Source organism: Paenibacillus vulneris, from assembly GCF_039543185.1.
In the GTDB taxonomy this organism is placed as follows: domain Bacteria; phylum Bacillota; class Bacilli; order Paenibacillales; family NBRC-103111; genus Paenibacillus_S; species Paenibacillus_S vulneris.
Genome location: NZ_BAABJG010000015.1, coordinates 638,714 through 662,866, shown reverse-complemented (window position 1 = coordinate 662,866; position 24,153 = coordinate 638,714). Strand labels below are relative to the sequence as shown.

Annotated in this window: 25 protein-coding genes, 1 pseudogene and 1 riboswitch; of the genes and pseudogenes, 25 read left to right on the top strand and 1 reads right to left on the bottom strand. The window is 46.5% G+C overall.

What is annotated here, in order from left to right; genetic code table 11:
• Positions 1-27: 27 nt before the first annotated feature.
• The 21 genes and pseudogenes from ABEA66_RS16540 to ABEA66_RS16440 all read left to right on the top strand — a co-directional run bounded on the left by ABEA66_RS16540 (position 28) and on the right by ABEA66_RS16440 (position 20,579).
• Positions 28-528, top strand: coding sequence for an NUDIX domain-containing protein (locus ABEA66_RS16540; RefSeq protein WP_345588991.1), 501 nt, complete (start codon positions 28-30; stop codon positions 526-528).
• A gap of 88 nt (positions 529-616) precedes the next feature.
• Entirely contained in the window at positions 617-1,180 is a 564-nt protein-coding gene (locus ABEA66_RS16535; protein ID WP_345588989.1) for a DMP19 family protein, read from the top strand.
• Positions 1,181-1,468: 288 nt separating this feature from the next.
• Positions 1,469-2,316: pseudogene (locus tag ABEA66_RS16530) on the top strand (IS1595 family transposase).
• An 82-nt stretch (positions 2,317-2,398) separates the two neighbouring features.
• Positions 2,399-2,863, top strand: a complete 465-nt coding sequence (locus ABEA66_RS16525; RefSeq protein ID WP_345588987.1) for a GNAT family N-acetyltransferase — start codon at positions 2,399-2,401, stop codon at positions 2,861-2,863.
• Between the two features lie 360 nt (positions 2,864-3,223).
• On the top strand, positions 3,224-3,784 hold the full coding sequence (locus ABEA66_RS16520) for a cupin domain-containing protein (RefSeq protein ID WP_345588985.1): 561 nt from the start codon (positions 3,224-3,226) through the stop codon (positions 3,782-3,784).
• A 268-nt stretch (positions 3,785-4,052) separates the two neighbouring features.
• Entirely contained in the window at positions 4,053-4,493 is a 441-nt protein-coding gene (locus tag ABEA66_RS16515) for a hypothetical protein (protein ID WP_192702401.1), read from the top strand.
• 87 nt (positions 4,494-4,580) lie between these two features.
• Positions 4,581-5,570: a hypothetical protein gene (locus tag ABEA66_RS16510; protein ID WP_345588980.1), complete on the top strand. Its 990-nt coding sequence runs from the start codon at positions 4,581-4,583 to the stop codon at positions 5,568-5,570.
• Positions 5,571-5,892: 322 nt separating this feature from the next.
• Complete coding sequence (locus ABEA66_RS16505; RefSeq protein WP_079911595.1) at positions 5,893-6,372, top strand: DUF6530 family protein; 480 nt, start codon at positions 5,893-5,895, stop codon at positions 6,370-6,372.
• Positions 6,373-6,374: 2 nt separating this feature from the next.
• Positions 6,375-7,559: an MFS transporter gene (locus tag ABEA66_RS16500; protein ID WP_345588977.1), complete on the top strand. Its 1,185-nt coding sequence runs from the start codon at positions 6,375-6,377 to the stop codon at positions 7,557-7,559.
• 43 nt (positions 7,560-7,602) lie between these two features.
• On the top strand, positions 7,603-8,721 hold the full coding sequence (locus ABEA66_RS16495) for an AAA family ATPase (protein WP_345588975.1): 1,119 nt from the start codon (positions 7,603-7,605) through the stop codon (positions 8,719-8,721).
• A gap of 20 nt (positions 8,722-8,741) precedes the next feature.
• Complete coding sequence (locus tag ABEA66_RS16490) at positions 8,742-9,812, top strand: vWA domain-containing protein (RefSeq protein ID WP_345588973.1); 1,071 nt, start codon at positions 8,742-8,744, stop codon at positions 9,810-9,812.
• A 37-nt stretch (positions 9,813-9,849) separates the two neighbouring features.
• Positions 9,850-10,209, top strand: a complete 360-nt coding sequence (locus ABEA66_RS16485) for a GIY-YIG nuclease family protein (RefSeq protein ID WP_079911588.1) — start codon at positions 9,850-9,852, stop codon at positions 10,207-10,209.
• Positions 10,210-10,474: 265 nt separating this feature from the next.
• The gene (locus ABEA66_RS16480) at positions 10,475-10,954 is read left to right on the top strand and encodes a DUF6530 family protein (protein WP_079911586.1); all 480 of its coding nucleotides are present in this window, start codon (positions 10,475-10,477) and stop codon (positions 10,952-10,954) included.
• A 167-nt stretch (positions 10,955-11,121) separates the two neighbouring features.
• Complete coding sequence (locus tag ABEA66_RS16475) at positions 11,122-12,408, top strand: erythromycin esterase family protein (RefSeq protein ID WP_345588968.1); 1,287 nt, start codon at positions 11,122-11,124, stop codon at positions 12,406-12,408.
• Positions 12,409-12,917: 509 nt separating this feature from the next.
• Positions 12,918-13,757, top strand: coding sequence for a 6-bladed beta-propeller (locus tag ABEA66_RS16470; RefSeq protein WP_345588966.1), 840 nt, complete (start codon positions 12,918-12,920; stop codon positions 13,755-13,757).
• 153 nt (positions 13,758-13,910) lie between these two features.
• Positions 13,911-15,899 (top strand): polysaccharide lyase family protein, encoded by a 1,989-nt coding sequence (locus tag ABEA66_RS16465; protein ID WP_345588964.1) that lies wholly within the window; start codon positions 13,911-13,913, stop codon positions 15,897-15,899.
• Positions 15,900-16,255: 356 nt separating this feature from the next.
• Positions 16,256-17,260 (top strand): NADPH dehydrogenase NamA, encoded by a 1,005-nt coding sequence (namA, locus tag ABEA66_RS16460; RefSeq protein ID WP_345588962.1) that lies wholly within the window; start codon positions 16,256-16,258, stop codon positions 17,258-17,260.
• 58 nt (positions 17,261-17,318) lie between these two features.
• The gene (locus tag ABEA66_RS16455) at positions 17,319-18,206 is read left to right on the top strand and encodes a MetQ/NlpA family ABC transporter substrate-binding protein (protein ID WP_345588960.1); all 888 of its coding nucleotides are present in this window, start codon (positions 17,319-17,321) and stop codon (positions 18,204-18,206) included.
• A gap of 83 nt (positions 18,207-18,289) precedes the next feature.
• Entirely contained in the window at positions 18,290-19,312 is a 1,023-nt protein-coding gene (locus tag ABEA66_RS16450; protein WP_079911582.1) for a methionine ABC transporter ATP-binding protein, read from the top strand.
• Positions 19,302-19,961 carry a methionine ABC transporter permease gene (locus ABEA66_RS16445; protein ID WP_079911581.1) on the top strand — a complete coding sequence of 220 codons (660 nt, stop codon included), beginning with the start codon at positions 19,302-19,304 and terminating at the stop codon, positions 19,959-19,961. Before ABEA66_RS16450 ends, ABEA66_RS16445 begins: the two co-directional genes overlap by 11 nt.
• A gap of 93 nt (positions 19,962-20,054) precedes the next feature.
• Complete coding sequence (locus ABEA66_RS16440; protein WP_144027906.1) at positions 20,055-20,579, top strand: hypothetical protein; 525 nt, start codon at positions 20,055-20,057, stop codon at positions 20,577-20,579.
• 158 nt (positions 20,580-20,737) lie between these two features.
• On the opposite strand, the gene ABEA66_RS16435 is transcribed toward ABEA66_RS16440, so the two are convergent.
• Positions 20,738-21,256 carry a DUF3231 family protein gene (locus tag ABEA66_RS16435; RefSeq protein ID WP_079911579.1) on the bottom strand — a complete coding sequence of 173 codons (519 nt, stop codon included), beginning with the start codon at positions 21,254-21,256 and terminating at the stop codon, positions 20,738-20,740.
• A gap of 210 nt (positions 21,257-21,466) precedes the next feature.
• Positions 21,467-21,510, top strand: a riboswitch (PreQ1 riboswitch).
• Positions 21,511-21,635: 125 nt separating this feature from the next.
• On the opposite strand from ABEA66_RS16435, the gene queC reads away from it, so the two are divergent.
• The 4 genes from queC to queF are packed head-to-tail and all read left to right on the top strand — an operon-like array spanning position 21,636 to position 24,010.
• Positions 21,636-22,304 (top strand): 7-cyano-7-deazaguanine synthase QueC, encoded by a 669-nt coding sequence (gene queC, locus ABEA66_RS16430; protein ID WP_079911577.1) that lies wholly within the window; start codon positions 21,636-21,638, stop codon positions 22,302-22,304.
• Positions 22,304-22,750: a 6-pyruvoyl trahydropterin synthase family protein gene (locus ABEA66_RS16425; RefSeq protein WP_079911576.1), complete on the top strand. Its 447-nt coding sequence runs from the start codon at positions 22,304-22,306 to the stop codon at positions 22,748-22,750. The genes queC and ABEA66_RS16425 overlap by 1 nt, the downstream gene beginning before the upstream one ends.
• Positions 22,747-23,475, top strand: coding sequence for a 7-carboxy-7-deazaguanine synthase QueE (gene queE, locus ABEA66_RS16420; protein ID WP_079911574.1), 729 nt, complete (start codon positions 22,747-22,749; stop codon positions 23,473-23,475). Before ABEA66_RS16425 ends, queE begins: the two co-directional genes overlap by 4 nt.
• A gap of 37 nt (positions 23,476-23,512) precedes the next feature.
• Positions 23,513-24,010: a preQ(1) synthase gene (gene queF, locus ABEA66_RS16415; protein WP_079911573.1), complete on the top strand. Its 498-nt coding sequence runs from the start codon at positions 23,513-23,515 to the stop codon at positions 24,008-24,010.
• Positions 24,011-24,153: the final 143 nt, after the last annotated feature.

Sequence of the window (24,153 nt, the reverse complement as noted above, 5' to 3'; positions counted from 1 at the left end):
AGGACTAATTCTGAGGAGGGGGAAAGGGTGGAAGTAAGACAAATGGCAACAGCCTTTTTGATAAATCAAGAGCATGTTCTAATGATGAAGAAGGCCCGCAGCAAGATATTTAATTTCGAATTTTGGGGAGGCATTGGCGGACATCTTGAATACGAAGAGCTGAACCACCCGATGAAAGCAAGTTATAGGGAAATTGAAGAGGAAACCGGCTTCGAAAAGGATGAAATTGTAAATTTCACACTGAAATACATATTAATAGAAAATAGCATCGACGAAATCAGGCAGCAATATGTTTATTTTGGTGAGACCACACACAGAAGCTTTTCCCCCTCGGATGAGGGAGAATTATTTTGGATTCACAAGAACGAGCTATTAAACCTAAAAACTTCAAAAGTTATCCGGTTCACCATTCAACATTATTTGGAAAATCCTGCAGAAAAGCAAATTGTTGTAGGGACCGTAACGGAGAGCAACGAACAGCTTCCAACCATCCAATGGTCAATTGCTAAACCCACTTTATCTTTCTAGTCATAGTTAACATTAAAGTTCTGTTAAAGGTAAATGTTGATATTGAATCTTATTAATGTTGATAGCAATTAGAAATTGAGGTTATTTTATGAATGAATATCGTGAAATAATTAAGAACTTAATTCAACTATATCTTCTAACGAAGAACTCAGGCGAAGAAATCATCAATGAGATTGCATTAAACTTGTATAATGAAGAGAATTATCATTTATTCGAAAGGGATACATTTTATAAGTTGCCTGTTGTAATAAGAGATATAATACTTGTAATTAACTTAGATACAGAACTGAATATGCAAGGTATTTTGGGCTTCTTAGAGAATTCAACAGGATTTTTCTTAGATGATACTATAGAAACTTTACAACGAATACAGGCAAAAGAAGATTACGAAATACTGAAGGGAATAAAGTCTATCCTGGAACAAAACAATGTATCGACAAAGGATTTAAGAAATAATGTTGATAATCAAATGGAATACTCTATAACTACTTTTTCTGAAACTCACAGCTCTAAATATGATGATATGGTATCAAAAATTATTGAAGTAGCTGATAAACTTTATCTTTATGACAGGGATAGAAACTTATTTGATTACCTTATAAAATACGTTGATACAAACAAAAACAATTTAATAGGAGAGCTTAATAAATAAGTAGAATGCTTATGATTTTTAGGGGAACTTCCTTGAAGATAAGACGGGAATCAAATTTAATTGATTCCAATTTATTTTTATGGCTATGCTAAAGCATGTTGTTGATATTTGATAATTACGAACATCTGTTCTATAATTAGGGTAACACTTTGGTTCGGAGATGATTGCCCATGGAATTAAAGGAATTGAAGAGGCTTGCTAATGCATTGGATGATAGCGGGAAGAGAGAGCTTATTTACTTTTTGCAGTCTCGAACTAAGGGGATGGAGGCTCCAGTACGAGCGATAGATGAAATTCAAGAGCAGAAGCATAAAGATGGGCTTGTTTGTCCGCATTGCAAAGTTCATTCAGTTGTGCGGTTCGGCAAATACTTATACCCCTCTACAAAGAACCCGAAGACCTCACCTCTGGGTACGATTCATTGAATGTATGATTGAGGGCTACTCGCTAAGGAAATGTGCTGAGCAGTTGCATGACGAGGTAACTCACGTAACCTTGTTTTACTGGAGGCATAAAATTCTTTCTGCCCTTAAGCAGATTCCAACCGAAGCATTTCAGGGAATCGTGGAAATGGATGAAACATATTTCTTGTTCTCTGAAAAGGGCAAAAGGAATATCACCGAACGCAAGCCTCGTAAACGCGGTGGCAAAGCCAAGTATCGTGGCATCAGCAATGACCAAGTTTGTGTATTAGTTGCCCGCGACCGTCAGAAGACGATTACTCAGGCGTTCTTGGGCGTGGACGTATTCGAACAACGAAATTGGATGAAGCTATTGGTAGCCATTTATCAAATACAAACGTGCTTTGCACCGATTCGTGGAGAGCATTCAGTTCATACGCGAATGCGAAAGGCTTGAATCATTACCGTTTCAAATCCGATGGGAAACAGCGTGTGAAAGGCGTATACCATATCCAAAACGTTAACAGCTACCACAGCCGTTTGAAGAAATGGATGGACCGCTTTAATGGTGTTGCTACAAAGTATTTGCAGAATTATATAGCGTGGTTTCGTTACTTAGATAGCAAGGAATATGAAAATACGTCGTCGAACAAGAAACAAATGTTGGTCGAATCTTGCCTTTTTAATGTGTCGGACACGAACACTGAACTTCGACTTACAGCTTTTTCGGGCTGAACGGGCAGGTTAGCTCAAAAAATTTGGATGCCCCTGACAGAAAGCCATAAGATGCAGATCAAGAAAAGGAGTGTTATATTCGATGGAACAGATTACTCTTCACCAATCCCAGAATTCCGATGTTGAGACAATTGCTAATTTACGGGCAATTGTACTACGTGACGATTTAACGAGATTAGGAAGATTTAATGAAGAGAAGGTTCGCCAACGCTTTCGTGACGCATTTGACCCAGTTCATACATGGATCATTAATGCAGATTCTTCCTTTATTGGTTGCATAGCTTTTAAACCGATATTAGATGGGTATCTTTTGGAACACTTTTATATTCATCCCGATTACCAAGGTAAAGGCATTGGAAGTCAGGTATTAGTCTATCTTCTTAAACAAGATTATGTAATAGGAAAACGGGTGACATTAAATGTCCTTCAAGGAAGCCCTGCTCAACGTCTTTATGAACGGTTTGGTTTTAAAGTGGATAGCGAGGATACCATAGACATTTACATGTCTATGGTAGTAGAATTGAATACCAATAATGAAACTGAGTAGCATTACGCTTTTTACGAAACTTCTCAAAACAGGTTAAACGGAGATCGATATCTTAATCAACCGTCCTTTCGTTTGGACGGTTTTCTTTTAGTCGAAAATCAACATTATGCTTTAACATAGCCATTTTTATAAATTATTAACATTAAAATATAACAGAGCCAACATTAAAGTATCCAGGTCTGCTGGTAGCCGGCGATTGGGTCGGTCCGGAAGGAAGGCTCGCCGATGCGGCTATGGCTAGCAGTAAGCTAGCTGCCCAAGAAGCACTTCGTTATATATTGTAATAGATCACATCAAAGTACCTTCCCAAGCCATAGTGAATAGCCTATGTTATACTTTCCGAAGGGAATGAGTACCAGGATGTATAATGCCAGGGTTATTTATCCATATCCATACTATATTGGAGCTCCAATGTATAACTATGCTAGGCCGCCTATGTATTGGGCAGTTCCATACAGCACAGATTTTCCGTACCGATCGGGATATCGGCAATCATCGAATATGAATGGAGACATCGAGCTAAAGGATTACGGAAGCGCACCCTTTGTTGTAGATATTAGTAAAGCAGCAGAGCAAAACAACACTTTTCGAACGGTCATATGGACAGGAAAACATTTACAAGTTGTCCTGATGAGTCTCCGGCCAGGTGAGGACATCGGATTAGAGGTGCATCCGAACGTTGACCAATTCTTGCGTATTGAAGAGGGGCAAGGTGTGGTTCGCATGGGCAAGACAAAGGATAACCTGGATATGGAAAAAAGGATCCATAGTGACTCCGCAATCGTGGTCCCTGCCGGAACATGGCACAACATCATCAACACGGGTAACACACCACTAAAATTATATACTATCTACGCACCGCCTCAGCACCCGTTTGGTACGGTTCATAGAACAAAAGCAGATGCCATGGCCGCAGAATAAAATACGTTTCATACAGACATTACCTATAATCTAATGCTGCAGCTGACACGTTGTGTGAGTAACAGCATAATTAAGCCAGTGGATTCCGTTGGTTCTGCTGGCTTTTTACCTTCCACAACATGTACCAGCAAATCGAAGGTTGAAACGCTGGGTGACTTAAGCTCATTTCCATTTAACAACAATCCTGCTTAGGGGATAGGGGTTGAGAAAACAGACACAATATGCTTTGTGTTCTTAGAACAACATTTATTCCTAAGGAGATATGATCATGACAACAACGAAAAAAGAAGAAGTTGTAACTCAAGAGCAGATCGCAAATAAAGTAAAGGCTGAAGTTGCTAGTGAATTAACCCCATTGGAAAATCAGCTTAACCAGATTCAAAAGATTTTAACCCAAGTCCAAAACCCTTCCCAAGGCTCTGCTTCCACGGGTTCCTCTCAAAACCAGCAGCAGCTTGGCCAGCTTGTAACTCAAATGAATCAATTTAACCAACAAGTTCAAAACCAGCAAAAGCAAGCTCTCCAGCAGCTTCAGCAATCGATTCAGCAAGCTAGCCAAACTTTGAACCAAGCCAATCAAACGGTTCAATCCTACCAAATGCTGAGCCAAATGCAGCAGCTAATTCAACAATCCCAACAATCCGCTAACCAAATGAATCAACAAGGCTTCAACAACCAAAGCAATATGGGCATGAATCAAATGCATTAATCAGGATTTTGACCATTCACGCGGCTTGCGTTTCGGCGTAAGCCTTCTTTTTTAATATAAAGGTGAAGAGGAAAGGGAACATTAGCTATGCTGATCACAGCTCTTGTCTTACTATTGATTACTCTTGCTATTGGCATTGCAGCTTGGATAAACTTCCCCAAAAAAGACATAACCATTGATCATAAGGACCGTATGAATTTGGAGCACCGCCAAAAATTAAAAGAAGCCGTAAATATTGAAGCTGCTCAAGAATTTCATCCATTTGAAGTAATCAAAGATTATGATAAAAACAACAGGAAAGAAACGAAAAAAGCAACAGCTCAGCTCTATGCCGTTCCTAATAAAGTGGAAAAGCCGGACAAAAAAACGATGCCAGCCGTAACAAAAAGAAGCGTACAGAAAGAAAAAAGCCAGGCTCAGATTATCCCTCATAAAGCTGGAAAAAAGGCTAAAAGCTCAGTGCAGACTGTTCCACATAAAGTAGAGGAGAAGGCAAAAAGTCCAGTCCTTGCTGTAACGCCAAAAGCAGAGGAGAAGGCAAAAAGTCCAGTCCAGGCTGTACCGCCAAAAGCAGAAGAGAAGCTAAAAAGTCCAGCGCAGACTGTACCTCATAAGGCAGAAGAGAAGGCAAAAAGTCCAATGCAGGTTGCACCGCCTAAAGCAGAAGAGAAAACAAAAAGCCCGATTCAATCTGTATCGCCTAAACTTGAAGAGAAGTCGAAGCCTCCTATGCAGGCAGAGACAAGCAACAGCTTTAACCTTGTAGCGTCTATAGCAGACAGTCCTATTCCTGCTGCCCAAGTCACGTCCATAAATAATGAGATCGCTAATCAAGAAGGCTTTAGTTCAGCCTTAAGTTCCACAGCAGGCTCCATGTCGTTGGAAAGACAGTTAGATAACATGGAAGTAACGGAAAATCAGCTTCAGATCAATGTATATCATGAGCTTGTAAGAAACTTGGACGAGGCATCACATATTTTGGAACAAATAAATGAACAGGTAAAACTGGTTGTAATCATGAATACTATGGATAATGAATTTACAAAGCTAATATCGTCAGCGGAGATGAGTCCGTAGTCCGTAGAAAGTAGGTCCAGAGGTTACATAAATATAGGAGCTCTACACACAAATTTTGAACCATCGCTAATAGCGGTGGTTTTTTTATTTGGTGGACGTTCATCTAATCGCGTTATTATTTACCAGAATGCTTATTTTTATACATCAGAACGGATTCGTAGCAGCTTCTCCAGGGGGCTAATCTGGGCTTCAAGTTCGACCAAGGCGAACAACGGGTTGACGAAAGGAAGCATTCAAGATAAAATGAAGCAGTAATTTAGTAAATTAGTAATTTAGTAAATTATAAAAAGACAGCAATATACTAACGAAAAGAGGAAATACAATGAAATTGCCAGTTGCTTTGAAGCACACCCCTGTTGTTGTAACAGAAAACTACGATCAAGTGGACGGCCGATTCGCCGGGAACACGGATGTGAAACGTCTTTCGCTGGGATTACACCGGTGGAAGGAGAGCGGAAAGGCTAATGTTTCAGCTAAAGTGTGGGGTGATGTGGGGGAAGAATGGTCAGGGCAAACAGGAGAAATCCCACTGCATCGTATTCTTGACTTATCCATACTGATTTGCCGGTCTTTAGCGCATTTTCGCGATGCATACAGATACGAGCATTTCTATGATCCGCAGGAGCCGACGATCGACCGGATTGGTTTGCAAGGGAGCTCCATGACTATAGCCATTTGCACTGACAATGAAAGAATCAATGAAGAGATAAAGCTGTTCAGCCAGGCTCTAAGCGATGAGGATGAAATCATCGGAGAACGATTACGTGCGTTATCAACAATATTAACGGATATGGGGTATTAAACATGTTGTCTAATCGTTATGTTCGAACGGTTATCCTGTCCCGAATTTTGCTGCAATTGGGGATTTGGATAAGAAATTATGCAGTGCTTTTGTATGTGACTAATTTGACTAGTAATAATCCGGTTTATGTTTCCCTGATCTCGGTTGCGGAATTCGCTCCGATCTTTCTTTTCGGCCTGATTGGAGGAACCTTTGCCGACCGATGGCTGCCGAAACGGACCATGGTATGGAGTGATCTTCTTTCTGCCTTATCAGTTGGGGCTGTTCTGTTAACCGTCATGAATGGCGGGTGGATGGCACTTCTCATTGGGTCCTTTATCTCCGCCAGCTTGTCTCAATTTTCTCAGCCCTCAGCTATGAAGCTGTATAAGCGGCATGTGAAGGTTGAACAGCTGCAGGGCGTGATGGCGCTATCCCAAACGATTGTCGCTATCTTTACCGTGCTAGGCCCGGTAATCGGTACCTTTATTTTCCTGCAGTTTGGAATTCATACCTCTCTCATACTGACAGCCATTCTATTCCTGGGGTCTTCCATAGTGCTTACATCGCTTCCCCGTGATTTGGCGGAACCGAAAACTCACGATGCCGGGGGCTTCTTAAAGGAATTGACAGCCGGGCTGCGTTATATCGGGGCTAATCCATCCTTAAGAACGTTAAGCTTGACCTTCTCGGTTGTCGGATTGGCATCAGGACTGACTCAACCGCTTCAGATCTTTCTGGTCATTGAGAATTTGGGATTGGATAAATCCTATTTGCAGTGGTTCGTCATGGCCAATGGCGCAGCTATGCTGGCAGGGGGAATTGCCATTATGGGGATAGCCAAAAAGGTAAAGCCCCAGATGCTGCTCATGGTAGGGCTGCTTGTCGCTGCCGTCTGTACGATTGGAATAGGCGCGTCGAAGATCATTTGGCTGTCCATCGTTCTTTTGGTGATCAGCGGTCTATTTTACCCCTGTATTCAAGGCGGAATCCAGACATTAATCGTGCGGAACACAGAAGGAGCTTATATGGGCCGGGTTTCGGGGGCTATCACGCCTGTCTTTATGGGAATGATGGTTATCGGTATGTTTATTTCAGGGTACTTGAAGCATTCCATTTCCTTGCTGGCTATTTATGCGGTGAGCGGTGGTTTGATTATTCTCGGTGCCATGCTTCTGCTGCCCATCATCATTAAGAAAAAAAGCTAATACGAGAGTGCTCAGCGCAGTAACGGATAGGAGATGAAGTGAAATGGATAACTATGAAGAATTCTGTTTGTCGCCTGGAAGGCGGCTGACGGATGCGGAAAAAAAGCTGGTTTGGAACAAACCAATAACCCATAAGGCTAGTGATGAAGAGCTGCGAATCACTAAAGAGGTTAAGCGCAACTGGAATCGCGGGGAAATGAAAATCGCCAATATTTTATTAGAAGGTGATGCCGGTTCCGGGAAAACGCAGCTTGCTAAGGCATTATCCGCTAATTTTGGGCTCCCTTATACGAAAGTCACCTGCTTTGCTGATATGGACAAATCCGATATAATTGGTGCGATATTACCTGTCCTATCCTCCGAACGATTAGAAAAGATGGAGCCTGAAGAGCGAACCATGTTAAAAGTGATGTATGAGAGCGATGGATTTCGGGGCTTATCCGAAATTTTGACGGAGGCATTGGGTATCACCGAGGAACAGGCTGCCTTGAAAATGAAGCATTTGCTGAAGCAAGCCTCAGAATACACGGATGGTGATGCGGTTGAGTACCGGTTTTACCCATCGGAGATCGTTAGAGCCTACCAGAATGGTTATCTTCTGGAGATTCAAGAGCCTAACGTCATTCGCGACGCCGCGGTATTGATGGCATTGAACTCGGCCTTGGAGCTGGATGGCAGCATCAACCTTCCCACGGAAATCGTTCATAGACATCCGGACTTCGTAGCCGTAATCACCACCAACCGGAGTTACGCAGGGACCAGGCCGCTAAACGAAGCGCTTCGCGACAGAGTCCAGCATACGGAGAAGATGGATCTGCCGACCAAACAAGTCATGGTGGAACGTACAAAGGCAAAGACTGGTTACCAGGATGAAAAGGTACTAAGCATTTTAGCGGACACCATTATTACTTTGGACAAAACAGCCCGCGCTAATGCGATCAAAGGTGTGGCAGGGATGCGTTCCTTATTCTATTGGGCGGATGCAGTTGCTGGCGGAGACTCCGCGAAGGAATCTCTTTATTATAAAGTCATTTACAAAATAACGACGGATTCCGAGGAAATCAAGCTCTTGGAAGAAGCGCTCCAAAACAATGGCTTGCTGTCCGGCTTAGAGGAATTAGAAGCTGACGTAAAAAAAAACGAAATTGCTCTGAGGCCATAGAGATCAGTGCAGATGGAGAAATGGGCAGCACGGACTTGGACAATGATAAGACGGAAGAAAAAGGGATCACACTTAAAAAGTCTTCTGACAGTGAGGAAAGCTCTTCTGAAGCCATGGATGATTCTACTCATATGGAACGTTCCGATTACCTGGAAAATGGCTCTCCCATCTATCATGAAACCAAGCCAGAGCAAGAGTCGGAGGAGAGAAAGCAAAAAGAACGTGATCTCCGGAAAAAGCTGAATAGAGTTGCCAGGGAAACCGTATCGGATTCTATTCACAGCAAGGTCAAGCTCATCGTGCACCGCCCGGATTACGATCAGGAAAACCAGCAGGAATATAACAGTTTATATGCTGGACTAAAGTCTATCGTAGGGGAAATCGCCAGAAAGACGATGCCGCTTTTAGAGCATGAGGTATCGTCCGAATTTGCGGGAAACCGTTATTATGGCAGCAAGTTTCAAGCGAATAGTGTTGCTTACCGGGATTATCGGTATTTTGCCAGAAAACGCCCGCCTACCGAATCCCCTTCTCTTGTGGTTGGATTAAGAGTTGATGAATCGGCCTCTATGTCGGCTTTCGGAAGATTAGAAGCAGCCAAGCGGGCAGTCATCGCGGTATATGAATTTTGTCAAATGTGCAGGATTCCCATCATGATCTACGGAGATACTGCGGACGTGTCCAAGCTGGAGCAAATGTCCATCTTTGCCTATGCCGACTTGGATCATACCGATTCCAATGACCGGTTCAGATTGATGGGGATTCGGCCCAGAAGCAATAATCGTGATGGAATGGTCTTAAGAATTATGGCGGAACGTCTGGCCGCTTCATCGCAGCAGACTAAGCTGTTGATTAGCATTAGCGACGGTCAACCCAAAGCAATGGACGTCTATTCCGGAGATTACGCAGCTGCAGACATGCAGCAAACTATAGAGGAGTATGAAAGAAAAGGCGTTAGATTTTTCGCCGCTGCAATAGGTCAGGACAAGGATATTATTAGTGAAATTTATGGTCATGACAAATATTTGGATATTTCCAATTTGCAGACGTTGCCGGAGCAGCTAGTGCGAATGATCTCGAGATTTTTATAAAAATGTATGGTTTCATTATGACAAGGAGTGAAAAAGAATGGATATGAATAAGCGCAAGGAGCTTGTTGAGGCCTATAAGCAGATGAAGACGTATATGGGAGTAGCACAAATCAAGAACAAGGTCAACGGCAAAATCTTTATCGACAGCTATCCTAATTTGAAAAATAAATGGTTTACCCTACAAATGCAATTGGACATGGGGCGATTTGCGAATGCAGAGCTTCAGAAGGACTGGAAGGAATTTGGAGCCAATGCGTTCGAATATGAGGTGCTGGAGCAGAAGGAAGCCGATAAGGTAACCGATATGCGTTGGGAGCAAAAGCAAATACTCAAGCAGTGGCTCGAGAAGCTGCAGCCCTACGGGGATAAGGGATATAACAAGCCTCTAAAGAGCTAAAATTATGTGTAAAGACAAAGCAGTCAGTGGACCCAATTCCTATATAGGGATAAAGGAGACATAGGTACATCTCTTATCTCATGTAGGGAGGGAATGCGAACAGCCGTAGCTTGGGATTATTCAACATCCGATGCTGCGCTGTTCCTTTTTACTTTCCTTTCATGCTAACCTGTCGAATTGACTATTGAAGAAAAGCAAGCTACAATTATGCATTGATTTAGTAATTCAGTAATCGAGTAAATGAAGTTATGGAAAGAGGGAACATATGAAAATACCTACGACTTTAAAGCATAAGCCCGTTGTCGTATCGGAAAACTATGAGCAGGTTGACGGGCGGTTGGCCGGGAACACGGATGCCAAAGGTCTTTCCCTGGGACTAGCCCAATGGAATGATAGAGGGAAGGTTGATATTTCTGCCAAGGTTTGGAGATATACAGGGGAAAAATGGTCAAGACAATCAGAGGAACTGCCTTTTCATCGTGTTCTGGATTTATCCATCCTGATCTGCCGGTCGTTGGAGCATTTCCGTGAAGCCTACAGATATGAGCATTTATATGACCCTCAGAAGCCCGTGATCGACCGGATCGGCCTGCAGGGAGATGCGATGACCGTAGAGATTTGTACGGATAATGAGAGAATCAATGAAGATATTAAGCTCTTCAGCCAAGCTCTGAGCGACGACGATGAGATGATCAGCGAACGTCTGCGCACGTTATCCAAGCTTTTAAAGGATTTGGGATATTAATAGGCCGTTAACGAGGCCGTTCAGCTTTGGGCCGGAAATGAACCGCCTATCTAGCCGTTTGATCTTCTATTGAAGGCTAACCGAATGCCATGCTTCATGTACATAATCCGCCATGATCGGAAATACTAACCTGGTCACGACGTAGGACAGAAGGAGGCACTCGGCTTATGCCAACGATACAAGCCAACAGGACGAAGATCATCGAAGAAATTCAAAAGCTGTCCCGGCCGCTCGCCGGACCGGATGCGATGAATCCGATTATAGAAGCCGCGGGAGCAAGCCGCTTTGTCTTGCTGGGAGAAGCATCCCACGGCACTTCAGAATTTTATAAGCTGCGGTCGGAGCTGACCCAGCGATTTATTCAGGACAAAGGCTTCCGGTTCATTGCCGTAGAAGGAGACTGGCCCTCCTGTTTTATCGTTAACCGCTATATTAAAGGACTGCCGGGTGCGGCTTCTAACGCGGAAGAGGCATTGCAGGACTTTCACCGCTGGCCGGCGTGGATGTGGGCAAATCAGGAGATTCTGGAGCTGGTAGAATGGCTCAAGAGCTTCAATGCGGAAAGGCCGCTTGCGGAGCGGGTCGGCTTCTATGGATTGGATGTATACAGCCTGTGGGAATCAATGGAGCAGATTGTCAGCTATCTGGAGCGTACCGGTTCGCCTCATGTACAGAAGGCCAAAGCCGCGTTTGAATGCTTCGACCCGTACGGCAGGGAAGGGCAGTCCTACGGCATGTCGGCTTCGCTGTTCTCTGAAGGATGCGAGGAGGAGGTCGTGCAGCTGCTGGCCAAGCTCAGGACGGAACGAAGCCGAACGCAGGACCCTGAGGAAGCGGCGCTTGACGCGGAAATCAACGGCCTCGTTGCCATGCATGCCGAACAGTACTACCGAGCGATGATTACCAAGGATGTTGAATCATGGAATATCCGCGACCGTCACATGGTCGAGGCGCTAAAGCGTATCGCTGCATTTTATGGTCCTGATGCGAAGGCCATAGTCTGGGAGCATAATACACATATCGGGGATGCCCGGGCAACCGATATGGCAGCGGATGGCATGATCAACGTAGGGCAGCTGCTTCGCGAGGAGTACGGGCCGCACGAGGTGTTCGCCGTCGGCTTTGGCACGCATCACGGAACGGTCATGGCTGGCCGCGCTTGGGGGGAAGACGCAGAAGTAATGGAGGTTCCCGAGGGAATACGCGACAGCTGGGAGGATCTGCTGCACCGCAGCGGTTCGGGCAAAGACCTGATGTTGATGCTGCGAGATGTCGAGGAAACGTCGGAGCTCATGCACTCCGTCATTGGACATCGCGCAATCGGCGTGGTGTACCACCCGCAATATGAACGCGGGAATTATGTGCCGACGAAGTTACCGAAGCGTTACGATGCATTCCTATTTATCGATGAGACTAAGGCCGTACAGCCGCTAGCCGTTGTTCCGGTATCGTGAATCCGGCAGGTGGTTGAATGGTGTATGTGAGAATGAAGCCCCGTTGTGCAGCGATTTATCAACTGCGGGGCTTTTATACAATGGATCAACTTCTTGGCGTGAGATGAGTTCAATCCTAGAAGGTTTTATACAGCTAATACCGATTAAGATATTTTCAATATACAAAATGAGATTCAAGTGATATGATATAGAAATAAGTGAATTATTCCAATAAAAATACTGTGTATTAGGTCGTGTCGACCATTCTTTTGGAGACTCTGAAGCACGGAAACAGTCATGTATGGCTGTGCCTGCCGAAGGGTCTTTTTGTGTTGTTTCCTTATGATGACATGTAACCGACAAGGAGGTGAATCGGGTTGAGCAGTAATAACCAGAAATGCCTGGCCAGGGGGTATGACTTCAGCCGGCAGCTCGGGTTTGCACGATCGCCGCCCGTTAACCGTAAGTTTACTGCTGTACGCTAGTCCGCATTCCGTTGCAAATATTGAATATAAGGGAGGAACATTCCTATGGCATCGCCTGATAAACTCGTTCGCATTGGTGATATTTTATATAAAATTGAAAGACCCTGGTCCCTTCTGAAGCCAGATCATGCTGCAATCCAATCCATCAGTCATCTTACGGTGGACGAGAGTGGACGGTTGTATGTTTTGCGGCGCGAGGATCCTTTTCTGCTTATTTTTGCTCCGGATGGCACGCTTTTGGACGAATGGCGAAACAAGGATACAGATGGCGGCCATTACGTACATGTTTCGACGCAAGGCAATGTCTACATCGCGGATTGGCACCATCACCGTATTCTTGTCTACAACCCGCAAGGCGAGCTGCTGCAAGCGATCGGGGACGGTTTGCCAGGCTTTAACGCACCGTTTAATCATCCGACGGATATCGCTACTACGGATGACGGTCAACTGTTCATTTCAGACGGCTACGGTAATTCCAATGTGCATCATTTTGATGCCGCAGGCAACCACATCAAAACCTGGGGAGGCCCGGGCAAGGGACCAGGGCAGTTTTCAACGCCGCATGCGATAGCCTTGGACGGGCAGGGACGGCTGTGGGTCACGGACCGCGAAAACAATCGCGTACAGCTATTTGATCTGGAGGGTACCTATGTAAAGGAAATTGGCGATTTGTACCATCCGATGGACATTTTTATCGACCGGAAGGGACTCGTATACGTTACGGATCAAACTCCGCGTCTCAGCGTATATTCTCCCGAAGGGGAATTGGTAGCGAGAAACAAACCGGCCTCGTTAGCTCACGGTGTCGCTGTAGACCCCGACGGCATCATTTACTTGGCGGATTTATCGCCGAATCTTATCTTGAGGCTGGTCCCGCTTTCTTAAACAGGCGACAGAAATAACTAAGTAGAGCGCCTGCCAGGAAGGCTGTCATTTGGTGATGTCCATATTATTTTAAAGGAAGGGGAGATGCCTGGCTCAAATCCTACTATATACATAAGAATACAATATTATTAAAGAAAGGAAGCCGACAATATCGTGTTTTCTTATAAAAGAATTTTATATCGCACCGGGCGCTTGTTTCTAACACTAACGCTGGCGGCTGCTGCAGCTCTGCCGATCACCTCCGTCTCCGCACAGGAAAATGAAACCATACAAAGCGGAGCTCATTCCCGAAATGCTTTATCGGTGGATGAGCAGGAACAGACCGTTACCATCAGCAATGGAATCGTAACGGCCACTGTAAACAAAGGGAGCGCTCAATTGACCTCCTTAAGCTACAAGGGCGGGCCCAACCTGCTGGCGAACGGCGGAAGCGGGTACTATATTTTGAATTACAGCAAAAACGGCAAAGCTCTCAAATTCGCACCTTCCCGCGAGCTGAAGTATACCTTGACCGCCTGGGATTCGCAGCACGTAGACATCTCGTTGTCCGTCAAGGACCCGGCCGTCATCCCATTTGAATATGATATGCATTTTGTGCTCGTGAAGAACGAGCCCGGCCTATATACCTATGAAATTCTAAGGTATCCAGAAGAGGTTGAGGGAGGTGCCTCTATCGGTCAAGGTCGGTACGCGATCCGAGTCGATCCGAACATCTTCAAATACTATGCGGTGGATGACCAGCGCAAAGGGGCACTGCCTCGACCAGAGGATCTCAAGAATGGTGAGGAAGTGATGGATGCGACCGTTAAGCTGCCGAATGGCGAAGTATATACCAAGTACAATCATATGGTTTACGTCGGAGATTTTGACGTAACCGGCCTGTACGGCGATCAAATCGGGATTTCGCAAATTCGTCCAAGCAACGAGTTTGCCGGAGGAGGCCCCATGCAGCAAAGAAATACGCTGCACCAGACTGAGACCACTCCCATTCTTCTATGGCATGATTATGAATCGCATATGGGCAGAGATGCCCTCACCCCGACGAAGGGCTGGGAAAAGATCTATGGTCCCACCTTCTTCTATATCCACGAAGGCGATAGGCTGGATGCTCTTTGGAATGATGCCAAACGGAAGGCCGATTCGGAAAAGAAGAAATGGCCTTATCGCTGGCTGAATGATCCTCTTTATGCTTCCGACTCCCGTGGAAGTGTGAGCGGACAGCTCAAGGTATCGGACGGGACGTCCGCCAAGGATGCTTGGGTGATTCTTGGGGAGCAGGATGAGGATTTCCAGAATCAGAATCTGGACTACTTGTATTATGCGCGGGCGGACGAGAAGGGGCGATTCGAGATCCCGAATGTCCGACCGGGTCGATACACATTGTTTGCTGTAGTGAAAGGAGAGTTCGGGCAGTTCAGGCAGGACGGGATTGAAGTTAAGGAGCATGGGCGAACGAGGCTGCCTACCTATGTCTGGACGCCAGAGCGTTACGGCACTACCTTATGGCAGATTGGAATACCCGATCGGACAGCTGGAGAATACCGCCATGGCGATGATTATCACCAATGGGGGAATTGGCTGGACTATCCGCTCGATTTCCCTCATGGCGTCGATTTTTACATCGGCCGCAGCAACGAAAGAACGGACTGGAATTATGCGCATCCGGTCAATGCGACGCCAGGAGAGCCGAGTCAGGTGAAGGTACCCTATGACAAATCCCTCACTCCTTGGAGGATCCGCTTCGATCTCGATAAACCGCTAACGGGCAAGGCCACACTCACAATTGGTCTGGCCAGCTCTCGCAATGGATCATTGCAAGTTGCCCTTAACGGACAATCCATAGCGAACTTGACTGTACTGCCGGGTCCCAAAAGCGACTCCGCCATGCCGAGGAGCGCTATTCACGGATTTTACAGGGAGATTCGAATTCCCTTCGACGCCTCGCTCCTTAAGTCCGGGTCCAACGTGATAGAGCTTAAGCATGCTCAGAACATCTTCGACGAACAAGGCAATCGGATTCGCGATCTCTATACCAGCATAGAGTATGACGCGATTCGCCTGGAAGTGGATTCACAAACTGCCCCCAACCCGAAATCTGTCACTGATAGTGTAACCGGGGCTGTATATAACGAGAAGCAGTGACAGCAACCCTCCAGTCTGGAAGAACGAGATGATCCTGAAGAGGTTGAAATAAATAACCTTCCGAAAATGATAAAACAAAGTTTTTGCTATCAGTTTAATGGCAAGAACTTTGTTTTTTTCGTGGGAACCCTATAGAAAAGCTAGAGGAAGGCTTGTATTCGGTGTTTGGGCCTGTATATAAATAGGTTGAAAGATCACCAGAAATCTTCAATTGACGCGGAACTAAGATCAAGCTATACTAAATACAAGTAAACACATATGAATAATGCGTCTACCGGTTAACTGGAGATTCCCCTATTTTACAGGATGGAATCTCTTTTTTTATGTAGAAAAAAATAGGAAGGGAGAGTGCTGTTTTGTTATTTACTCCAATTACGTTTAAAGAGGTTACATTAAAAAACCGGATTGTTATGTCACCCATGAATATGCTTGCTTCGGACGAATCAGGAAGAGCGGGAGAATGGCAACGGATTCACTATGCTTCCAGAGCGGTAGGACAAGTAGGATTGATCATTGTCGAGGCGACATCCATAGTTAGGGAAGGACGGACGACCAAGAAGGATTTGGGGATCTGGGATGATGCCCACGTGGAAGGTCTTCGCAGCGTGACGGATGCGATTCATTTACAGGGCTCGGCAGCAGGCATACAGCTAGCCCATGCAGGACGCAAATCGAATTTGGACTTGCCTCTCACTGCACCATCCGCCATACCGTTCAGTGAAGATTCGAGGCTTCCGGAAGCTTTATCGGCAGAGCAAATCAGCAAAGTTATCAAGCGTTATGCAGATGCAGCACGAAGAGCCAGGCAAGCTGGTTTCGATGTCATAGAAATTCATGCCGCACATGGATACTTGGTGCATGAGTTTCTGTCTCCCGTCAGTAACCGTCGTGAGGATCACTACGGCGGATCGAGGGATGGTCGATTCCGTTTCCTAGGCGATATAGTTCAGGCGATTCAATCGGAATGGAAGGGTCCTCTATTCGTTAGGATTTCAGCCAATGAATATCATGAGGAAGGCAACACTTTGGAAGACTATGCCTATTTTGCATTAAGGCTGAAGGAGGTTGGGGTCGATCTGATCGATGTCAGCTCGGGAGGGTTGGTGCCGTTCGTTCCGGAAGTATACCCAGGCTATCAGGTTCCGCTTGCCAAAGAGATTCGAAGACGCGCATCCATCCCGACGGGAGCCGTGGGACTTATTACTGAGCCTGAGCAGGCAGAGCAAATTTTGCTGGAAAGCAGCTGCGACTTGGTTTTTATCGGCCGTGAGCTCCTGCGGGATCCATACTGGCCGCGCAGAGCGGCGAAGCAACTTGGAGTGCAGCTGACGCCGCCGGCATCTTATGCCAGAGCCTGGTGAGGAAATGAAATCGTTGAAAAAAATGGAGAAATACAATACGGAGGAGTGGAAAAGACAGATGAAACCATCGAATTTTATGCCGATTATTGCTTTGATTTTGATATTAATGCTAAGCGGATGCGGGAAAGCTGCAGAGACGAAACCGGCGCCAGGCGCACCCTCGACAACGACAAGTAATTCAACTGCAACCCCATCTCCCTCACCTGCCCCTGCTTCGACTAGTGAGAGGGCCAAGCTGAAGGTTGGTATATCGGCGGGTGTGGAGGAAGAAATTTGGAAGAAAGTTAAGGAAACAGCGGCGAAAGATAACCTGGATATAGAGATTGTCACGTTTAACGATTACATACTGCCAAACAAGGCGTTGGCAGATGGCCAACTGGACGCCAATGCTTTCCAGCATGAGCCTTATCTGAATCAATTCAAGGCCGATAACAAGCTCGATATTGTTAAGCTTGCCAATACATTGAATTTTCCTATCGGCTTATACTCCAAGAAAATCAAAAACGTCTCGGAAATTAAAGAGGGGGATGAGCTTGGTTTACCGAATGACCCGACTAACGGCGCACGAGCTTTGATTTTGTTTGAGCGGGCAGGATTGATCAAGCTGAAGGAAGGTGTCGGGGTGAAAGCCACCGTTCGCGATATTGCAGATAATCCGAAAAAGCTCAAATTCAAGGAACTGGAGGCGCCGTTCATTCCAAAGGCATTACCGGATCTTACTGCAGCGGTCATTAATACGAACTATGCGGTGGATAACGGTTTTGTGCCTACCAAGGATGCCATTTTTATAGAGCCGAAAGATTCCCCTTGGGTAAATTTGATAGCTGTTCGTACAGCCGATAAAGATAAGCCGGTATTCCAACGACTGGTGAAGGCTTACCATTCTGAAGAGGTGAAACAGTTTGTGCTGGACAAATACGGAAGTTACATCGTACCTTCCTGGTAAGAAAAAACAAACGGGTCTCTTTCCAACTGAAAGGGGCCTGTTGTCTTTCGTTTTTTATTCATCATTGAGAGAGGTGACGTATTATGATTGAGTTGATCAATGTCAGCAAAACCTTTGAACAAAAGGGTGCGAGCATCGAAGCAGTCAGGGAGGTAGACCTTTGTATCAAGAAAGGGGAAATATTCGGTATTATCGGATATAGCGGAGCCGGAAAGAGCTCACTTCTTCGCTGTATCAATTTTTTAGAAAAGCCAACGTCCGGCAGCATCAGGATCAATGGGGTGGAAATGTCGCAAGTAAACGAGATAGGGCTCCGGATGATGCGGCGAAAGATGGGAATGATTTTTCAGCATTTTAACTTACTTTCATCGGGAACCGTGTATGAGAATATTGCTGCGCCTTTGGAGCTGGCGAAAGTTCCCAAGAAGCAAATCAAGGATAAGGTTAGGCAGCTGCTGGAGCTGGTTGGACTTCAGGATAAGGATAAGGCCTATCCGCGACAGCTGTCAGGCGGGCAGAAGCAGCGGGTCGCGATTGCGAGGGCTCTTGCCAACGATCCGGAGGTTTTACTCTGCGACGAGGCTACGTCAGCATTGGATCCCCAAACGACAGACTCGATTCTTGATTTACTTATGGATATAAACCGTAAATTCAACATTACGATAGTAATGATTACACATGAAATGCATGTTATCAAAAAAGCTTGCGATCGCGTAGCGGTCATGGAGAATGGCCGTATTATTGAGCAGGGCACGGTCATCGACCTGTTCCAGGCGCCGAAAACCGAGACTGCCGCGAAGTTTATCAAGAGCGTATTGGATACGGACTTACCCGCCAAGCTTCAGTCTCTATTACAAAAGCAACCGGGCATAATCATTCGAGCTTTGTTCAGAGGAGAGTCCATAATGGAGCCGCTTCTGGCCAATGTAACAGTAAAGTTCGATGTGCGGCCAAGTGTCTTATTCGGTCATATCACAGAGTTGAAGGACAATATCTTCGGTGCTTTGGTCGTACATATTGCCGGAGAGTCCGATGCTATCGAGCACGGAATGCACTACTTGAAGGAACATGGTCTAAGAATCGAGGTCATTCAGGATGTTCGATAGATGGTTGGATAAAACCGATTTTTATTTGAAATCCATTAATGAAACACTTATTATGGCCGGTTATTCTCTAGTGATTTCAAGTGTAATTGGATTGCTTCTGGGAGTACTCCTGGTAGTGCTTCGGCCCGGCCATCTATATGCCAATACAAGCGCGCATCATGTGCTGAATGTAACCATCAATATTCTGCGTTCTATCCCTTTCATCATTATTATGGTGGCCATTATACCTTTAACCAAATGGATCGTTGGAACGACAATCGGCGTAAAAGGAGCTATCGTTCCATTAGTCTTTTATACGGCTCCCTATATATCACGGCTGGTGGAAGCGGCACTCCTGGAGGTCGAACCCGGTGTCATCGAGGCTTATCAGGCTATGGGCGCTACCAAATGGCAGATTATTTATCGCGTCATCTTAAGAGAAGCCCGGCCGTCTTTGATTCTTGGGCTATCGATCGCCACGATCGGTCTGGTAGGTGCATCCGCAATGGCAGGAGTGATGGGAGCCGGGGGCTTGGGGGATGTGGCTATTCGGTACGGCTATCAGCGATGGGAGCCTGATGTGATGTATACCTCTGTCTTCTTGTTAGTAGTGATCGTTCAGATCGTTCAGATGTTAGGGGATTGGCTATCCAAGAAGCTGAGGAAGTAGCGAAATTTCATTTGGTTTTCATTTAGGCAGGTTATAATACAGTACATCATTACGAAAGGGGATGTAGACATGCCATCGCGGGAAGCTCAATCCATGAAAAAATCGCTGTTTCCTCCCAGAGAACAACTGGGGATTGTTCTTGTAATCCTGCTATCTGTGCTCCTTGTGCTTTGGGAATTATGGAGTCTATTTCATCTTCCGTCTGAAGCTGTGCATAACCGCCGGTTTGAGCATACTTTTAAAAATTTCGGGTCGTATGCAAGGCTTGCCTTATTTTTTGTGCTGGCCAATTATGTGCTCATGGCTGCAATGAAGCAGCGTTTGGGGGAACGATTCAGAAGTATAAAGAAATGGCTTGCTGTCCTGCTTCGATTCGTACGCAGGTGGCATACTCCTGTGGCGGTAGTTGCCATTGCCCTCATTCTATTGCATGCGGTGGCCGTGTTTATGTACGGCTTTAAATGGAACTTTAGTAACATCACAGGATTGCTTGCCCTGATTGTATTACTGCCTGTGCCCGTTTCAGGGGTGTTTAGATACAAAAAACTGGACCGCAAATGGCATTTGCGCTCCGGCCTTGCGTTTGCCGTTTTATTTTTGATCCATGCTTTCCTATAAGGCTATGCATTTCGTTAGTAAGCTCGAAATCAAACTTGAACCCTCTCCCATAAGAAGAGGGTTCAACCTTTTTAACAGTATTTATAAATTTCGGGGCTCCCCGCAAAGTACCTGAATAAGCTTCGAAGCCAAGGCCCCACTTTGTGGGGTTATTTTAATCAGGCTTCTACGAGCTCAGGTCTTTGAACTTGAAGCGGCGGCGGAACGAGCCAGCCTTTTTCCTTACTCATTCTTAAAATCTTCAAGCCAAGAAAGGCTTTGGTAGCATGGTATTTTCCAAATAATGCTCCAACATCTTCCCGGATGCAGGTTCCCATAACTTGGCTGCAAGCGACTAATCCCGCGGAGTTCTCCACTGCTATTAAGGATGCGATCTCTGGATCCGTCAGCCTTGCGCCTACAGGAATATCTTCAAGCTTAGCCTCCGGTCTTTGCGGTAATGCCGGTGAAGGGGCGATTCCGTTTTTCGTTAGAATAGCATCACATTCGCTGCTTTCTAATTCTGCCTGGTCAATGATGTCACTCAAAAGACGTTTAAGATCTTTATCTCCCGCGTGATACTGGTATGCTCGACAAACCGATACGCATCCTTTGGCTTTCATGGAAAATTGCCATAAATCATGAATTTCCCCGTAATGCAACGGTTCGTCCTTCGGATTTCCGCTTAAAATACCCACACCAACAGCTCCTTTTGTAGTTAATCATGATGCAACGCAAGTTATTGTGACCAATGTAAGGCTGCTTATACCAGAAGGTTTATGTAAATCTGTGCCGACTCAGGCTCTTCCTATTCTAAACCGGCCGCAGCTGTGCTATAGTATCAAGGTACGACAACTAAAGAAGAAATTCCGGCAGAGCAGCCGTTCTTTTGAAAGATCGGCTGGGAGCCGGGAGAGGTTCGCGAACTCCCTCTATAAAAAACTATCCATGAGCGGCAGCCTCTACAGGCAGGTCGTTCTTGGCGTTCGGCGCGAAACGGGACAACCGGATCGCGCCGAATTCTTTAGGGACCCATTCGAGAATCTCTCTCTTCGCACTAAGAAGGGGAGATGCAGTATGAACAAGAACAAAGCCGTCGTGGTCTTCAGCGGCGGGCAGGACAGTACCACTTGTCTGTTCTGGGCGCTGAAGCGTTACGACGAAGTAGAGACCGTTACATTCAACTACGGTCAGCGGCACAAGCTGGAGCTGGAGGTAGCCGCAGGCATAGCGGAAGAGCTTGGAGTCAAGCACCATGTGCTCGATATGTCATTGCTAGGCCAATTGGCTCCGAACGCGCTAACGCGCAGTGACATCGCCATAGAGCATGAAGAGGGAGCGCTTCCCACTACATTCGTCGACGGTCGCAATATGATTTTCCTTACCTTCGCAGCTATTCTTGCAAAGCAGGTCGGAGCGAATCATATCATCACGGGGGTTTGCGAGACGGACTTCAGCGGCTATCCCGATTGCCGGGACATCTTCGTCAAATCGCTGAACGTCACGCTTAACCTGGCGATGGACTATCCGTTCGTGGTCGAGACGCCGCTGATGTGGCTGGATAAGAAAGCAACGTGGGCACTTGCCGATGAGCTCGGCGCCTTCGATTTCGTGCGCAAGCGGACGTTGACCTGTTATAACGGCATTATGGCTGACGGCTGCGGTGAATGTCCCGCCTGCAAGCTGCGCAAGCGGGGGCTGGACGAATACTTGTCCTCGTCGCCGGGCAGGGAGGCTCGCATCTGATGCTGCAGCAAATATACCCGACCATTTCTCACAATTTCGAATATGAACTGAACAAAGATATGCAGTTCGCCGCAGCTCACTATGTCCCGTCCGAGGAAGCGGGCAAGTGCAGGCGCATGCACGGTCATACGTATTATGCGAATGTGACGATAGCCGGCGACACGCTGAATGCATCCGGCTTTCTCGTCAATTTCGCGGAGATCAAGCGGCTCATTCATGATCGTTTCGACCACACCTTACTTAACGAGGATACCGATAACTTCGACGACGAAAATCCGTGCCTGTTCCCGACGACCGAAGTCGTCGCACGAACGATCGGTCGGATCGTGCAGAACTATCTGGACCAAACCGAGAATCGGCCTGTCTGCCTGCAGGTCTTCTTACGCGAGACGCCGACAAGCTACGTCGTATATCGGCCGAAGAGGAAAGCGGGGGACGGACGATGAGTGGCAGTACGATCCCCGTTATGGAAATTTTCGGCCCGACCGTGCAGGGGGAGGGCATGGTGATCGGACGTAAAACGATGTTCGTCCGGACTGCGGGCTGCGATTACCGATGTGCCTGGTGCGATTCCGCCTTTACATGGGACGGCTCGGGACGAGACGATATCCGCCTTATGACACCGTCAGAGGTGCTCACGGAGCTGAAGGAGAAAGGCGGCGAAGGCTTCGACCATGTGACGCTTTCCGGCGGCAACCCAGCCTTGCTGCCCCAACTTGGGGGGCTGATCGACCAGTTACGGGCGCTGGGAATGGAGGTTGCATTGGAGACGCAAGGGAGCAGGTGGCAGGATTGGTTCCTGAGCATCGACGACTTAACGCTATCCCCCAAGCCGCCCAGCTCAGGTATGGTTACTGATTGGGGAGTACTCGACGATATCGTTCGAAGACTGGAGCATAGCCGCGTCGGCTTTAGTCTCAAAGTCGTCGTATTCGACGAGGCGGATTTGGCCTTCGCTGCAATCGTTCACGAGCGGTATCCAACGGTTCCTTTCTATCTGCAGGCTGGAAACGGCAATCTGGAGGAGAAGGAGCCGGGTCGGATGCTTCCTTATTTACTGAAGCAATATGAGTGGCTGGTCAGCTCCGTGATGGCGGATGACAAGCTGCGGAAAGTGCACGTGCTGCCCCAGCTTCATACGTGGATTTGGGGTAACAAGAAGGGCGTATAACACGTTAACGGCAACAAATGTAAAGGATGGGATGAACATGGCTGGAAGAAGTCAAGAAGAACTAACCGGCGTCACACTGCTGGGCAATCAAGGGACGGCATACCGCTTTGGATATTCGCCGGAAATACTCGAGTCGTTCGATAACAAGCACCCGGATCGCGATTATTTCGTCAAATTTAATTGTCCCGAGTTTACGAGTCTCTGCCCGATGACGGGGCAGCCGGACTTTGCAACGATATATATTTCCTATATTCCGGACCGCAAGATGGTCGAGAGCAAGTCACTCAAGCTGTACTTGTTCAGCTTCCGCAATCATGGCGATTTTCATGAGGACTGTATGAACATTATTATGAACGATTTGATTCAGCTTATGGAGCCTCGCTACATTGAAGTATGGGGCAAATTCACACCGCGGGGCGGGATCTCCATCGACCCTTATTGCAACTGGGGCCGTCCTGGCACCAAGTACGTGCAAATGGCGGAGCATCGTCTGTTGAATCACGACCTGTATCCGGAGAAAGTCGATAATAGATAGAATAGACGCAATGAACGGCGCGGCGGCTGGCAGATAAAAACTGTCATGCCGCCGTTTTTTTCGCAGCAATCAGCTTTTGCTAGTTATGAATAAAATTGTATAACTTAGGCAATCTAGTCTTATGTATTTGTTGAGAATAGAGG

Coding starts and splice junctions, on each gene's coding strand:
- ABEA66_RS16440 (WP_144027906.1), top strand. CDS start 20,055: ATGAAAAAATCGCTGTTTCCTCCCAGAGAACAACTGGGGATTGTTCTT.
- queF (WP_079911573.1), top strand. CDS start 23,513: ATGGCTGGAAGAAGTCAAGAAGAACTAACCGGCGTCACACTGCTGGGC.
- ABEA66_RS16500 (WP_345588977.1), top strand. CDS start 6,375: ATGTTGTCTAATCGTTATGTTCGAACGGTTATCCTGTCCCGAATTTTG.
- ABEA66_RS16445 (WP_079911581.1), top strand. CDS start 19,302: ATGTTCGATAGATGGTTGGATAAAACCGATTTTTATTTGAAATCCATT.
- ABEA66_RS16480 (WP_079911586.1), top strand. CDS start 10,475: ATGAAAATACCTACGACTTTAAAGCATAAGCCCGTTGTCGTATCGGAA.
- ABEA66_RS16485 (WP_079911588.1), top strand. CDS start 9,850: ATGGATATGAATAAGCGCAAGGAGCTTGTTGAGGCCTATAAGCAGATG.
- ABEA66_RS16470 (WP_345588966.1), top strand. CDS start 12,918: ATGGCATCGCCTGATAAACTCGTTCGCATTGGTGATATTTTATATAAA.
- ABEA66_RS16515 (WP_192702401.1), top strand. CDS start 4,053: ATGACAACAACGAAAAAAGAAGAAGTTGTAACTCAAGAGCAGATCGCA.
- ABEA66_RS16475 (WP_345588968.1), top strand. CDS start 11,122: ATGCCAACGATACAAGCCAACAGGACGAAGATCATCGAAGAAATTCAA.
- queC (WP_079911577.1), top strand. CDS start 21,636: ATGAACAAGAACAAAGCCGTCGTGGTCTTCAGCGGCGGGCAGGACAGT.
- ABEA66_RS16495 (WP_345588975.1), top strand. CDS start 7,603: ATGGATAACTATGAAGAATTCTGTTTGTCGCCTGGAAGGCGGCTGACG.
- ABEA66_RS16525 (WP_345588987.1), top strand. CDS start 2,399: ATGGAACAGATTACTCTTCACCAATCCCAGAATTCCGATGTTGAGACA.
- ABEA66_RS16535 (WP_345588989.1), top strand. CDS start 617: ATGAATGAATATCGTGAAATAATTAAGAACTTAATTCAACTATATCTT.
- ABEA66_RS16510 (WP_345588980.1), top strand. CDS start 4,581: ATGCTGATCACAGCTCTTGTCTTACTATTGATTACTCTTGCTATTGGC.
- ABEA66_RS16450 (WP_079911582.1), top strand. CDS start 18,290: ATGATTGAGTTGATCAATGTCAGCAAAACCTTTGAACAAAAGGGTGCG.
- ABEA66_RS16425 (WP_079911576.1), top strand. CDS start 22,304: ATGCTGCAGCAAATATACCCGACCATTTCTCACAATTTCGAATATGAA.
- ABEA66_RS16455 (WP_345588960.1), top strand. CDS start 17,319: ATGAAACCATCGAATTTTATGCCGATTATTGCTTTGATTTTGATATTA.
- ABEA66_RS16520 (WP_345588985.1), top strand. CDS start 3,224: ATGTATAATGCCAGGGTTATTTATCCATATCCATACTATATTGGAGCT.
- ABEA66_RS16505 (WP_079911595.1), top strand. CDS start 5,893: ATGAAATTGCCAGTTGCTTTGAAGCACACCCCTGTTGTTGTAACAGAA.
- ABEA66_RS16490 (WP_345588973.1), top strand. CDS start 8,742: ATGGGCAGCACGGACTTGGACAATGATAAGACGGAAGAAAAAGGGATC.
- queE (WP_079911574.1), top strand. CDS start 22,747: ATGAGTGGCAGTACGATCCCCGTTATGGAAATTTTCGGCCCGACCGTG.